12 protein-coding genes and 2 pseudogenes are annotated in these 13,105 nt (G+C 69.9%); 5 read left to right on the top strand and 9 right to left on the bottom strand.

Features of this window, described 5'->3' with window-relative positions:
- The first annotated feature begins 451 nt into the window (after positions 1-451).
- Together OG819_RS00310 and OG819_RS00305 are read left to right on the top strand one after the other, a co-directional pair.
- The gene (locus tag OG819_RS00310; protein WP_266647375.1) at positions 452-1,096 is read left to right on the top strand and encodes an NAD(P)-binding domain-containing protein; all 645 of its coding nucleotides are present in this window, start codon (positions 452-454) and stop codon (positions 1,094-1,096) included.
- Positions 1,097-1,222: 126 nt separating this feature from the next.
- Complete coding sequence (locus tag OG819_RS00305) at positions 1,223-2,416, top strand: FAD-dependent oxidoreductase (RefSeq protein ID WP_266647373.1); 1,194 nt, start codon at positions 1,223-1,225, stop codon at positions 2,414-2,416.
- 386 nt (positions 2,417-2,802) lie between these two features.
- Here the strand turns inward: OG819_RS00305 and OG819_RS00300 are convergent, their stop codons facing one another.
- From OG819_RS00300 to OG819_RS00275, 6 genes and pseudogenes are all read right to left on the bottom strand, one after another.
- Positions 2,803-3,597, bottom strand: coding sequence for a hypothetical protein (locus OG819_RS00300; protein WP_266647371.1), 795 nt, complete (start codon positions 3,595-3,597; stop codon positions 2,803-2,805).
- A 36-nt stretch (positions 3,598-3,633) separates the two neighbouring features.
- Positions 3,634-4,511 (bottom strand): annotated as a pseudogene (locus OG819_RS00295) (TauD/TfdA dioxygenase family protein).
- Positions 4,512-4,584: 73 nt separating this feature from the next.
- Positions 4,585-4,728: a hypothetical protein gene (locus OG819_RS58505; RefSeq protein ID WP_323139391.1), complete on the bottom strand. Its 144-nt coding sequence runs from the start codon at positions 4,726-4,728 to the stop codon at positions 4,585-4,587.
- A 483-nt stretch (positions 4,729-5,211) separates the two neighbouring features.
- Positions 5,212-6,264: a GSCFA domain-containing protein gene (locus OG819_RS00285; RefSeq protein WP_266652504.1), complete on the bottom strand. Its 1,053-nt coding sequence runs from the start codon at positions 6,262-6,264 to the stop codon at positions 5,212-5,214.
- A 31-nt stretch (positions 6,265-6,295) separates the two neighbouring features.
- A complete protein-coding gene (locus tag OG819_RS00280; protein WP_266647369.1) occupies positions 6,296-6,433 on the bottom strand; it encodes a hypothetical protein in 138 nt (45 codons plus the stop codon).
- A 60-nt stretch (positions 6,434-6,493) separates the two neighbouring features.
- Positions 6,494-6,628 carry a hypothetical protein gene (locus OG819_RS00275; protein WP_266647367.1) on the bottom strand — a complete coding sequence of 45 codons (135 nt, stop codon included), beginning with the start codon at positions 6,626-6,628 and terminating at the stop codon, positions 6,494-6,496.
- Between the two features lie 676 nt (positions 6,629-7,304).
- On the opposite strand from OG819_RS00275, the pseudogene OG819_RS00270 reads away from it, so the two are divergent.
- The 3 genes and pseudogenes from OG819_RS00270 to OG819_RS00260 form a co-directional block, all read left to right on the top strand.
- A pseudogene (locus OG819_RS00270) lies at positions 7,305-7,709 on the top strand (allantoin permease); the annotation flags it as partial.
- Positions 7,706-8,260 (top strand): isochorismatase family cysteine hydrolase, encoded by a 555-nt coding sequence (locus OG819_RS00265; RefSeq protein ID WP_266647365.1) that lies wholly within the window; start codon positions 7,706-7,708, stop codon positions 8,258-8,260. The pseudogene OG819_RS00270 and the gene OG819_RS00265, both read left to right, overlap by 4 nt.
- Positions 8,257-8,967: a GntR family transcriptional regulator gene (locus OG819_RS00260; protein WP_266647363.1), complete on the top strand. Its 711-nt coding sequence runs from the start codon at positions 8,257-8,259 to the stop codon at positions 8,965-8,967. Before OG819_RS00265 ends, OG819_RS00260 begins: the two co-directional genes overlap by 4 nt.
- Positions 8,968-9,385: 418 nt before the next feature.
- Here OG819_RS00260 and OG819_RS00255 read toward each other — a convergent pair whose 3' ends face one another.
- From OG819_RS00255 to OG819_RS00245, 3 genes are read right to left on the bottom strand one after another with little or no spacing between them, the layout of a single operon-like run.
- Complete coding sequence (locus OG819_RS00255) at positions 9,386-11,701, bottom strand: FtsX-like permease family protein (RefSeq protein WP_266647361.1); 2,316 nt, start codon at positions 11,699-11,701, stop codon at positions 9,386-9,388.
- A gap of 39 nt (positions 11,702-11,740) precedes the next feature.
- On the bottom strand, positions 11,741-12,490 hold the full coding sequence (locus tag OG819_RS00250; protein ID WP_266647359.1) for an ABC transporter ATP-binding protein: 750 nt from the start codon (positions 12,488-12,490) through the stop codon (positions 11,741-11,743).
- Complete coding sequence (locus OG819_RS00245; RefSeq protein WP_266647357.1) at positions 12,487-13,002, bottom strand: PadR family transcriptional regulator; 516 nt, start codon at positions 13,000-13,002, stop codon at positions 12,487-12,489. Before OG819_RS00245 ends, OG819_RS00250 begins: the two co-directional genes overlap by 4 nt.
- Between the last annotated feature and the right edge of the window lie 103 nt (positions 13,003-13,105).

Genomic DNA, 13,105 nt, shown 5'->3' with positions numbered 1-13,105 from the left:
CGGCCCACCACAGTCAGCCCAGCTCGGCCAACCCAACTGAAACGGGGAGGCTGGGGCTTCTGGCTTTGCTGGTCGGTCGGTCCGCGCACGCACGGGCTCGCCACTGCGCCTCCAGTGGCCGGACCGGACGTCATCGCACCTGGGTTGGGACCGAGTCCGCTGCGCGGGCTCTGGAAAGGTTTGCCCCGCACGGCCGGACCGCGCGCCGCGGCCCTGGGGCGCGTTTCGGTCAGATGAAGCGCCGTCCCCCTTGAGTTGGCGGCAGCGTAAGTAGGATCATCGCAGAGATGCTCGACAGGGATTCAGAATATCGATAATGTGGCCGTTCGCTTGATCCCTTGTACGTCACCCGTCGCTGGTTCGGCACGGGGGAGACGCGTCGCGCCCTCGATCGACAGGCTCACGCAGGGCGAGCCGTGCTCGCATAATCGCACGCAAAGGAGCGTTCGGAATGCGCATCGGATTTATCGGAGCAGGCAGGCTGACCGAGATCATGTCACGGCACCTTCTCAAGGCCGGACATGAAGTCGTCATCAGTAATTCAAGGGGCCCTGAAACGCTCACGGACTTCGCGGCCAAGCTCGGCCCGGGTGCCAAGCCCGGCACCAAGGCAGACGCCGTGAAGAGTGACATCGTCATCCTCGCTGTCAACTGGGTCGACGCGGAGAAGGCGTTGGAGGGAATCGAGTGGGACGGCCAGATCCTGATCGACGCCACCAACGCTCACGCAGGCTATCCGGTCGACATCAGTCTGGAAGGAGTCATCAAGTCGCGTGCGGTGCTCGCCCAGACCGGACAGACCTCCAGCGAGCTGGTTGCCGACTGGGCTCCTGGAGCCCGGTTGGTCAAGTCCATCAGCAATGTCCCGATGGAATGGATCACCGACTTCAGTGACGACAAGCCCCGAACCGTTCTGTTCGCCTCCGGTGACGACGTGGAGGCCAAGCGCGTCGTCATCGACCTGCTGAACGGGCTGGGGTTCGCCGCGATCGATCTCGGATCGCTCGCGACCGGCGGAGCGCTGCACGAGGTCGGGGCGCCACTGTCCGGACTTGAGTTTCACTTCGTCAGGCGGATGAGGCCCGAGGCGCGTTGAGCCGGGCGAAAGGTCTCTGAGCAGACAGGTGGGGGCCGCTGGCACACGGTACCGGCGCGACGCCGGCCGTTGTGTCCCGCGGCCCGGGCTCTGTACACGCATCGGGCGTCCCCCCATGGAAACGCGGTGCGGCAAAGAACGGCTGGAGTCAAAATGTCATCCCGGATTCCGCAGCATATCGTCATCGTAGGCGCCTCATTGGCTGGAATATCCGCCGCACAGTCTCTTCGCACCCACGGTTACACTGGGAAAGTCACGGTGATCGGCGACGAGATCCATCAGCCGTACGACAGGCCACCCCTCTCCAAGGACTTTCTGCTCGGCACCATGGAAGAGGCCGATCTGTCGCTGATCCCGAGTACAGAAGAGGGCGAGGACATCGAATGGCGGCTCGGGACACCGGCCGTCGGCCTGGATGCCGACGATCGGCCGAAGATCCACCTGGGTGACGGACGAGCTGTGGTGGCCGATGTCGCGATCCTGGCGACAGGGGCGCGGGCTCGAGCGCTTCCCGTCCGGAGCGACCTCCGTGGAGTGTTCACTCTTCGCGGTCTGAGCGACGCCGTGGCACTCAGGCACGCCCTGGCCATGGCCAAGAAGGTCGTGGTCGTCGGCGCCGGCTTCATCGGTGCGGAAGTCGCGTCGAGCGCGGTGCGCCTCGGCCTTGAGGTGACCGTCGTCGAGGCGACCCGGTCACCGCTGGCGAATGTGCTCGGCACGGAACTGGGTGCCCTCTGCGCGGCTCAGCATCACCGGAACGGGGTGCGGCTCATGGCCGGTGTGACGGTTGAGGAGCTGATCGGGGACGACTGCGTCGAAGGCGTCATCATGTCCGACGACACCTTCCTGCCGGCGGACGTGGTGGTGGTGGGGGTCGGCGCCACGCCCAACGTGGAATGGGCAGTCGGCAGCGGGCTGTCCGTCGACAACGGCTTCCTGACTGACGCGTCGTTTCGAACGAACAGGGACAACGTGTACGCCGTGGGCGACTGTGCCCGCGTCTACGACGAGATCAGCGGGGCGCACGTGCGCCACGAACACTGGAGCAGTGCCGCCGGCCAGGGAAACGCCGTGGCGAGGGTCGTCCTCGGCCTTCCCCCGCTGCGGAGGCCGGCACCGTACTTCTGGTCCCATCAATACGGTCACATGCTCCAGTACGCGGGCCGTCACCACGACGCCGACCACTTCGAGATCGTCGAAGGAGACCCCGCGGCAGGAAAGTTCGTCGCTTGCTTCAGCGATACCGCAGGGAAGCTGAAGGCCGTCTTTGCCATGGACAGCTCCAAGGTCTTCGCAGGCTACCGTCGCACGCTTGGGTGATCCGGGCCGCCACGGTGGCATCGGCAGTGGTGTGCCCCGCACGCACTGCCTGTCCGGAGCCCTGACCGGGTTCCGCGTCACTTCCGTTCGTGCGCCGCGGCCGGGCGGACGTGCCGTCGGGCCACTGTCCACGCTGGAGGCCCGAACCTGGTCGGCGCGTCGACCACGCCCGTGTCCTCGCCGGTGCCGGCGAGGAGCGCGTCGGACTGCGACGTCTTCTCACCGAAGCGGTGAACGCGGACCCCGGTCGACCTGTAGGAGCACCGTTGTGACCGCATGACCGGGGACGCCGGCAGCCGCAAGTGTCACGCGTGGCTCTGAAGGCATCCCCGAACATGTCGCAGACGTCCTCCAGGGTGCTTGTCACTCCGGCGACGACCGATCACTCAGCAACCGTGATCGGCGGTCGAACCGCGATCCCGGCGGCCGACGGGCCGCAGTGCCGTGAGGAGACCATCCGCCAGGCGCACGGTGGACGGTGAAGTGGTGCCCGTCGCCGCGGTCCCCGCGACGGCCCGGACGACGGCACGGACCTGGGCGCTGGGAAAGGTCTCCGTGTATGCCTCGCAGCTGTCGGTCGCGTACGCGTACGCGTGTGCCAGTGCCAGTGCCTCGCCGAGCGCCTGCGCGTGCGACTCCGCGAAGGCGCGTGCGTTGGCGCCGCTGCTGAGGCGTGCGTATTCGTGGGCGTAGGCGTCGGCCTCCGTAGCGGAGAAGCCGTTGGCCAGTGCGAAGTCGCGGGCGGCCGTATGGGACTGGGCGTACGCGCTCGCCCGGTCGTAGGCCGCGTCGTGCAGGCGCAGGAGGACGGGGGTGAGCGCGGTTAGCCAGGCGTCCTGGCCCGTTGGTGTGCCCCGCGCCGCCGAAGTGTGCAGGTCGGCCAGAGCGGTGACCGCGGCGGTGTCCCGCGCGTGGCTCGTGCGGGCCGGCAACGGGAGGACCGTGCCGGCCTGCCAGCGGTGTACGGCGTACAGGCCCCGCGTGGGCGATTGTCCGGTGAGGAGTGTGTGCAGCCGGGCCGCCCAGTCGTCCGCGACATCGGCCGGCAACAGGTCGTGAAGAGCGGCGGCGAGGTGCCATGCCCATGCGGGCAGGGACGCCCCGGTCACGGTGACCAGGTGTGGCGGTTCGGCGGCTTGGGCGCGTAGCGCGGCACGGAACGCGGTACGGCCGGCGGTCATGGTCACAGGGCACCTTCGCTTTCGTCGGGGACTTGGTCAGCCCTGCAGACGGCTGCCTTCGATGGCGACGCGGCGCCCTTCACGGGTGTGCGGGAAGTAGTCCCATACCGCGTCTTGCTGCACGCTGCGGTTGTCCCGGAACACCAGCGTGCGTTCCTGTCAGCGGACCCGGCAGTGCAGCAGCGGGGTGCGGGCGATGTGCGCGTACAGCATCTCCAACCGCGCGTCGCTCTCGGCGCGCGACAGCTGGGTGATGTGCGAGGTGTAGGGGCCGTTGACGAACAGCAGCCTGCGGCCGTTCTGCGGATGGCGGACGACGACCGGGTGCTCGGTGCGCGGCACGTCGTACTCGGGCGGCGGGGTCTGCCCGGCCGCGGTCCAGGGCAGGGCGCCGTCGTGGAGCGCGGTCAGGCCGTCCAGGAAGCCGCGCAGGGTGGGAGAGAGAGCACGTCGTAGGCGAGGTGCATGTTGCAACAGGGTGTCGCCGCCGCTGCCGCCCTCGGGGATCCTCGTGACGTACAGCACCGAGCCGAGGGACGGCTCGGGGTCGGCGGTGCCGTCGGAGTGCCAGCCGTTGCCCGCGACGGCCTTGGAGTCCTTGCCCGCCCTGATCTCCAGGACATGCGGGCCTGACCCCTGGGGCGCGAGGGCGACGGGATGCAGCTCGCCGAAGGCACCCGCGAAACGCTTGTGTTGCTCGGGGGTGATGTCCTGGTCACGGAAGACCAGCACAGGGTGGGTGCGGAAGGCGTGCTTCGCTCCTTCTTCTGCTGAGGCGTCAGCTCCCGGGAGAGATCGAGGCCGCTGACCTCGGCGCCCGGCACCGGGGTGATCGGGGTGACGGAGAGGGTGTCACAGGGCTCGGCGGTGCGGGTGGTGAGCCGCTCCACAGCTTGCAGGGTGTAGCCCTCCATGAGGGACCTCCATGGTGACGCCGGTGGTGTGGGGGCCGGGAAGGGGGGCGCGGGGGCCCGCGGACCGGGGTGGTCACACGCCTCGGTCGAGGAGTTCGGCCACGACGAGGCGGCCGAAGGCGTCGTTGCCGTGGATCGTGTCCTCTTTCTGGCAGAAGGCGGGTCGCTGATGTCCCGAGCCGTCGGTGACCCGGGCTCGCAGGTCGACCGTCTCCACGCCGCTGCGCCGATGACCTCCTGGGCGGCGAAGAAGACGTCAGGGTCGGACATGCCGGGGACGCGTTGCGGCGGCAACGGGGCCAGCACCCGTAGCCCGAGGGCGGCCGTGTGGTCGTAGAAGGCCAGCGCGCCGCGCACGCCGGCCAGGACCAGGCCGGCGAACAGGCCGCTGCGCAGGAACCCGCCGGGGACGGTGCCGTTCCGGTCGCGGTGGATGTCCCAGTTCTGTCGAGTGGCTGTCGTGTGCGCGCTGAGCCCGAACGTGCACACGAGCGGCACCTTGAGCCTGTGGGGCCCGGTCGTCTCCAGCGCGCCCAGGAACTCCTCGAACAGCCGCTGCGCGTGCACGTCCCGGAAAGCGACCGAACCGCCGTCGACATCGGAGAACGGTCCGAGGAAGTCGCGCCCCGAGCCGACCGGGCCGCCCACGAAGGGCAGACCGGCGTCCCGGGCGGCCCGCCCGATACATCCGGCGTGGGAGTCACCGAGCAGGAGGAACCGGGGTGCGGGGGTTGTAGTAGTCGAGCACGGCGTCGTCACACCATTGGTCCTCTCCGCCGGTGACGGGGGTGGTCGGGTCCGGCGCGGGCTGCGCCGGATCGGGGTCGCCCTCAAGAGCCCGGAAGAAGTGCCGCATGACGAAAGCCACCCCGTCGGGGCTCACGGTGCGGAGATTGGGTTCGTAGAACGTCGCCCGGTAGGGGAAGCCGGTGACGATCTCGTACGAGGGGAAGTAGTCGACCCAGTCGCTCTCGTCCGCGAGCTGGCCCGCCGCCGCGCGCAGCACCGACTTGGAGTGGGTGGTAGCGGTCAAGGCGTGGCGGCCGGTGGCGGTCGCCGTCAGCGGGACCGATGAAACCGTGAGGACCGTGCGCAGCCGGGAGTCGACACCGCGTGCCAGGGCCAGGACGGCCGTCAGGTCGTCAAGGACCCGGGCCACCGTGTGCTGGTGCAGGACGTGCCGGGACGGCTCGAAGGTGCCATGGACAGTGCCTGGGCACATCGGCAGCACGGTGCCTGTCCCGGTGTCGTGCCACGCCTCGGTCAGGCCGAGAGTGAAGACGAGGACGTCGGCCCTGACGAGGGCGGTGCGGATGGCGGCCAGGGTGATATCGCGGGACGCCAGCAGGTGTTCCCGGGAGGCGAAACCGTCCGGTTCCACCGAGGGACGATAGGGATCGTGGAAGGCTCCTCCGTCCTCCCACACCTCCTCGGGAGGTTTCTCCTCGTCGAGCGCCCAGGCGACCCACTGGCGCAGCGCCGCCGCGGTGTAGATGTTGCCGGTGCGGAAGGAGAAGCGGCGGTAGCCGCGGGCCGACTGTTGCGCCCGGGTCAGGCCGGGCGGCGGGAGTTCGGCGTCGTACCAGTGCATGCCCTCGTTCAGCAGAGCGCGTCCGATGTGGGCGGCGAAGCAGGACCCGGCGGTGACGACAGGGGCGTCGGCGCCGATGGCGAACTTCGGTGTCCACAGGTCGGTGATGTCGAGTGGGTCGGGTTCGGCGACGGCGGTGCGCCAGAAGGACCGTGCGGGCAGGCGGGTCTAGGGGTGGGACACGGCGGCCTCCTCATTTCCGTCTGGTGGGGTGGGGCAGGCCGGCGCGCGGGACGGCCGAAGCCGCGGCGAGGGCGGCGGCGATCGCCTGTACACGGGGAGGCGCGAAGAGCCCGTAGTGGTCGACGTCGGTGCCGTAACGGCGTTTCACTCTTCGAGCAACTCCAGCGGGGTGAGCGAGTCGGGCCGCCATCGAGGAGCAGTAGAGGGCCTAGTCCGGGCCATGGTCGGCGATGAGCCGTTCGACGAGCGGCGCACCACGCAGTTTGTTCGCCGTGGTACGCCGGGCGGCGGCGGAGTCGCGGCGGGCGAGGAGTCCGCCGGCGGCCGTGCCGACGGCATGCACGACGCCGGCCAGCCCCGCGAGGTGCGGCGACCTTGAAGAAGCTGTCGCTCACACCGATGTCCGGGTGGAGCAGTATCCGCTGCCGGATCCGGTACAGGGTGTGCTCGAGTGGTCGCGTGGGCCGGCGGTGTTGACCTGGGTGGTGGTGCGCTCGTGCACGAGCCGCAGCAGTTCCGCCCGGTCGGCCTTGCCGCCGCGGTTGAGGGGAGGGTCTCCAGGCTGACGACGACGGCGGGGATCATGTACTCGGGCAGTCGGCGGGCGAGCGCGGCGCGCAGGTCGTCGCCGGTCTCCGAGGTACTCGCCCTGCCGACCGGGCCCTGTGGACTGACAGTCGCTGGCTCGGGTTGTCGACAGAGACCGCATGCGGATGAGACGGACCTGCTTTTCCGAGGCGGCCTTTGCACTCCTTTCGCATCCGAGTCCCTTCGGTCTCTGGCGGCGGCATCCTCCCGCGTCGGGTGTGTGAAGTGATCGGACCGGCAGAAGAGACGAGGACGATTCCCGCGCCCCGTGAAAATGAGAGCCGCGACGGTGCGGTCACTGACGGCCCCGGTTCGTCGAGCGCCGTCGCACGCTGGTGTGCCGCCCAGGGCCGGCCGGTCCATCCTCTGGCCTCCGGGCGGAAAACCCCCGTCCGGAACTGCCTCTCCTGCGCAGGCGATCGCCATGAATCCTGACCACGCTCGGCATCCCTGTCGCCGCATGGTGTGGCATCATGCTCGCGGACCTGGCACTGCGCCGCCGCGACTACGACGAAGGGGCCCTTTACCGCCCTGGGGGTCGCTACGGCGATGTCCCCCTTGCACCCCTCCTGCTCACCCTCTGCGCCACCGCGGTCGGCTGGGGCCTGGTCACCAACACGGCCGCGAGCTGGCTGGAGTGGCAGGGCTACCTGCTCGCCCCCGTCGGTCTCGGCGGCAAGTCCGGCTCCTGGGCATACGCCAACCTAGGGGTTCTGGCTGCCCTCGCGCTCGGCTTTCTCGGCACACTCGCCCTGGCCCGTAGACGCGTGCGCCAGCAGGAGGAGCAAGCTCCGAGCACGGCCGTCGACGACAACGAAGCGGTGCTCAGCATATGACCGACGGCACTGGCCTGCTCGCCGTCATCGACATGCAGCGCGTCTTCGCCGACCCCGCCAGCCCGTGGTTCACCCCGCGTTTCGAGGAGGCGGCGGCAGGCGTACGACGGCTGCTGCCGTCCTTCGGCGAACACGTCACGTTCACCCGCTTCCTGGCCCCCGACAAGCCCGTTGGAGCCTGGGGCGCCTACTACGAACAGTGGCCCTTCGCGCTCCAGCCACCCCACGCGCCCCTGTGGCGGTTGACGGAAGAGTTCGAGGTCGAAGCGAGGCACTTGGCGGACGCCACGACCTTCGGGAAGTGGACTCCGGAACTCGCCGAGCGCGTCGCCCCGTACGACCGTCTGGTCCTGGCGGGGGTCAGCACCGACTGCTGCGTCCTGTCGACGGCCCTGGCCGCCGCCGACGCCGGAGTGGAGGTGCTGGTGGTGTCCGACGCCTGCGCGGGCGTGGACGACGCCTCGCACGCCAAGGCGCTGTACGTCATGGACCTCTACCGCCCGCTGATCCGGGTGGTCACTCTCGCCGAGGTGCTGGAAGGGCGGCCGTGAACGAGGTCCTCCTCAAGTACCATCGGATCACCGAGGCGCTCGCCAAGGAGATCCGCAGTGGCACCCGCCCGGTGGGCGAACGACTTCCCGGCGAGCACGCCCTCGCCGAGCGCTTCGGCGTCAGCCGTACGACGGTCCGCTCGGCGCTCGCTGAACTGAACGAGGCCGGACTGATCGCCACCCGCGCCGGCGAGGGCTCCTACGTCCTCTTCGACGGCCGTCCGCTCGACGGCCGCCTCGGCTGGGCCCACGCCCTCGCCGACCAGGGCATCGACACCCGCGTGCGGACCCTCGCCGTCACGGAGGAGCACGACGAACGGCTCGCTGCCCGACTCGGCCTGTCGGAAGCGTTGTTCGTGTGTGTCGAGCGGACCCGTGAGCTGCTCGCGGACGGGGCCGTGGTCTCCTACGAGCGGAGCTTTCTGCCTCCAGTCCCGGGTGTGCGTGAGCTGCTGTCCAGGGCACCGGCGGACGGAGAGTCGCTCACCGACATCATGCTGCGTGCCGGGCTGCGCTCTGACCACGGTGAGCAGCGGCTGGCTGGGCGGCGGATAGACGTTCGGGAGGCGGAGCTGTTGCGCAGACGGCAGGGTGACTGGTTCCTCGACACCCGGCTTACCAGTCGGGCGGCAGACGGCTCGCTCGTCGAGCACGTCGTCAGCCTCCTCGACCCCGACCATTTCCAAGTGGCCCTCGAATTCGGCTGATCGGCCGAACACTCGATGACTCGGTGCACGGATTCGCCTCGGTGACGTCCTCGGTGTGCCGTCCAGCTGCGGAGACCGGTTTGCGTCACCTCATCGGCGCTTCTGACGTCATGCTCCCTTGAGAGTAGGGACTCACCGCGGCAAGGTTGCCTTCCGTGAGGGCTTGCGAGGGCAGATCGTCTGGTGCGGCCGTCGTGTTGATCTCCTTCGAGCCTTCGACATCTCGAAGACCAGCCGGTGGCCGTGCCTGTGTCCGGGCACGGCCACCGACGCCGGGGCGAATGCCCGGATCGTGTGGGAGCCGGCACACCACCTCTTCGGTCGCGACACCGCGTGACTTCGCTACGCGTCCTTCGCTGGGTGGTGGGCGGGACTCGTCCTGGCCGTCGCCGAGATTCCGTGCCCCAGCCTGCTGCTCTCACGCCGCCGCCAGCGTGTCCGCCAGCCGGCGCCGGGCCGCACGCGCCGCCGGCAGTGCCGCGAGACCGGCCGCGCCCAGAGAGGTGGCCGCCCCGAAGAGCACCAGGAGCAGCACCGGCGGGTCCTGGGCGATGCCCGCCCCGATACCACTCGACCTGCCCTGCGTGTCGATCAGCCAGCGGGCGGCAGGAGTACCGAGCGCCGCGGCGGCGGCGAAGGCAGCCAGGGCGGTACAGCCCATGGCCGTCATGGTCACCGCGGTGATCTGGCGGGGGGACATGCCGATGGCTCTCCAGGCCAGCAGGTCGCGCTCGCCCTCTCGGACGGTGCCGCCGATCGCCGTCAGCACCTCGACGAGTCCGATCAGGGCCAGTACGAGGATGAGGCCCGCCACGACCCCGCGCAGCGGGGACAGCTCGTCGGCCGGGTTGGCCGCGGCACGTACGTCCAGCCGGTCCTGTCCGGCTGCGGTCAGCCGGCGTGCGACGGTGCTCGGGTCGGCGCCGGGTCGCAGACGGAGCTGGTAGAGGGTCGGGGTGAGACGCGGGTCGTTGTCGCGAAGAGTGTCGAGCGAGGTGGAGATGACGCGGCCCGCGTTCTCCGGTTCGATGACGCGGCCCACGATGTGCAGGATCTGGGGCTGGTCGCCGACCGTCATGCGGACCCAGTCGCCCACGTGCACGTTCAGCAGGTCGAGGAGACCCTGACCGGCGACGGCTTCGTCGCTCTCGCGCGCCGCGCGTCCTTCGGCGACGGTGTAGGGGTAGGGGGAGCGGCTGCTGCCCAGGCCTCGCAGGGCGATCGTGGTCGTCTGGCCCGGCACGAGTGCGGCCACTTCGACGCCCGGATACGCGGACACGACTTGCGGGTCGCGTTCCAGCAGGGCGCGCAGGTCCTGGTCGCCCGGTCCCCCGTGGGCGCGGACGGTCAGAGCGGCCGGTACACCGATCCGCTCGGGGTCCCTGTGAAGGCGGTCGAGGGTCGTCCAGGCGCTCATCGCCACGACGATCAGCAGCAACGGCAGCGTGAGGCGGGCGACGGTGGCGAGGGAGCGCGCCGGGCGGGTGAGGGTGCCGTGCAGGCCCAGCACCAAGGGGGCGGGCACTCTGATCTCCAGGGCTCGCCGCATCAGTGCCGGGAGTCGCTTTCCCGACGCAATTCGTTCCGCCCGCGGTTCGTGTGCCTCGTGTGCGCCGGCCGGCCGGCCCCTGGGCACCGGGGGGACGCGTCCGGCGCGCCAGGCCGCCAGCCCCGTTGTCGCGGCGATGAACAGCACGGCCCCCGCCGGGACGGCGAACTGGGTCAGCGTGTGACCGGGCAGCACCTGCCACAGGCGGACGGCGTCTCCCAGCCGGCCCGGGACTCGGCCGCCCAGTGCGTCCGTCACCGTGACCGCCCCGACGGCGCCGAGGAGGGCGTACGCGATGTGCTGCGAGAGGAAGACGCGGACGAGCTGGCTGGGGGTGAATCCGATGGCCTTCAGGACGGATATGTCGCGCAGGTGGCCGCGGATCCGGGTGGCGATCGCCCCGTGCACGGCGAACCCGGCGGCTATGAGCGCGCCGAAGCCGAACAGACCCAGCACCTGGCCCAGGAGACGGTTGTCGCCCTGGGCCTCTGCGCGTGCCTGCTGCCAGGTGGAGACCTCGCCGATGGCACCGGCGCCCAGGGCGGTGACGGCCCGCTGGACGGCGTAGTCCGTCTCGGCGGGGTCTACCAGACGCAGCCCGATGATCTGGCCTGTGGGATGGCGCAGGGCGGCGGGCAGGACCCAGACGAGACCGGGCTGTTCCCCCGGGCGGTAGCGGGCTTCGGCGGTGTCGGCGACGCCTACGACCGTGACCTTTCCGGTGCCGTCCGGCAGGGAGAGGGTGTCCCCGGGGCCGGCGAGCAGGGCGCGGGCGAGGCGGCTCTCCAGGACCACACCCTCGGGTGTTCTCGGGTCCAGCCAATGGCCGGCGGTGAGGAGGGGGCGGCCCACGGAGGGGGCTGACGGCGTGGCTCGCAGTTCCACGCTGGCACGGGTTCCGGGTGCGGTGAGGGTGGTCGCAGCGGTGGCGTAGGGGCCGGCGACGGCTTCGATCCCGTCCACGGTCGTGAGCTTCCCGAGGTCGGTGGAGGTGCCGGTGTGGATCCACACGTGGGCGCCGTGTGTCTGGGAGAAGACGCGCTGCCAGGGGTTGGTGGCATAGCCGAACAGCGCGCCGGCCAGCAGCAGCGATATGACGATGCCGGCGGTGGCGAGCACGAGGAAGAGTGCCTCGCCGCGGTGGGTGCGCAGGTCGGAGTGTGCCCAGCGCAAAGTGGCGCGCATGAGAGCCAGCCCTTTCGGGTGTCGTCGTACGACCGCGGGTCAGTCCTTGAGCCTCAGCACTCCGGACGCCCCCGGCCGTCGGGATGGGGTGGTGTCGAGTTCCGCGTCGTCGGCGATCCGGCCGTCGAAGAAGCTGATCACCCTGTCCGCGGCGCTCGCCAGCCGGGCGTCATGGGTGACCAGGACGATCGTCTGTCCCCGGTGGTGGAACCGGGACAGCAAGCGCATCACCTCGCGGGTGCCCTTGCTGTCCAGGCTGCCGGCCGGTTCGTCGGCCAGCAGCAGCGGCGGATGGTTGACCAGGGCCCGCGCCAGGGCGACTCGCTGCTGTTCGCCGCCGGACAGTTCGCCCGGCATGCTGCGTTCCTTGCCTGTCAGGCCCAACTCGGCCATGAGGGCTTCGCGTTCGGTCCGTGCACGCTTGGGTGACACACCGGCGAGGAGAGCCGGCAGTTCCACGTTGTCGGCGACCGACAGGCTGGAGACGAGGTTGAAGAACTGGAAGACGATGCCGATCCGTCTGCGGCGCTCCACCGCCCAGCGGGACTCCCGCCACGTGTCCGTGCATTCGCCGTCCAGCCAGATACTGCCGCTGTCGGGCCGCTGCAGGCCGCCGAGCAGGTGCAGCAGAGTGGACTTGCCCGCCCCTGAGGGGCCGGTGATCGCCACGAACTCGCCCTGCCGGACACACAGGTCGACGCCGCGGACGGCGTGCGTCGGCCCACTCTCGCCAAAGTGCGTCCTGACCAGGCCCGCGGCGCGTACTACGGAAGCGGGGCCATCGCTCACTCCAGCTCCTCCAGCTCTTCCTGGCACCGTTCCAGCCAGTCGAGGTCCGCCTGGAGGTGCAGCATCGCGCCCTCGATCAGGAGGTGCGCGATTCGGTTGTCCCGGTCTTCCGCGGCAGCCAGCTTCGACAGGTCGCGCATGGAATTGAGGTACTGGCGCCGCTGTTTGTTGATCAGGGCGATCTGGTCGGCGATGCCGGTCCGCGGGGTGAGGGCCAGCTTCATGAAGAAGTCGTCCCGCACCCGCGGCTCGTCCTCGGGCCGTTCGAACCAGGCGCGCAGCTCTTCCTGCCCGGACGCGGTCAGGCGGTAGACCTTCTTGTTGGGCCGGCTGGACTGTTCGATGTCCTCGCCCTCGATGAGTCCCTGCTTCTCGAGGCGCCCGAGGGTCACGTAGATCTGGCCGACGTTCGGCTGAGGGTACGCGGAGCCCAGCAGTTGCTCAAGGCCCTGCTTGAGCTCGTAGCCGTGGGCAGGTCCCCGCGCCAGGAGCGCCAGGAGGGGCAGGCGCACTACTGTGGTCCTCCTGTCCTCATAATGGGTCCCTGGCCCTAGTATCGCCCATAGTTAACGGGTATACATGGCCGAGCCGTGTGACGATTCCGGTGGTCACCGG

The organism is Streptomyces sp. NBC_01549 (genome assembly GCF_026339955.1).
Taxonomy (GTDB): Bacteria; Actinomycetota; Actinomycetes; order Streptomycetales; family Streptomycetaceae; genus Streptomyces.
The sequence above is the reverse complement of the archived record's forward strand: the minus strand, read 5'-3'. Positions and strand labels throughout refer to the sequence as shown.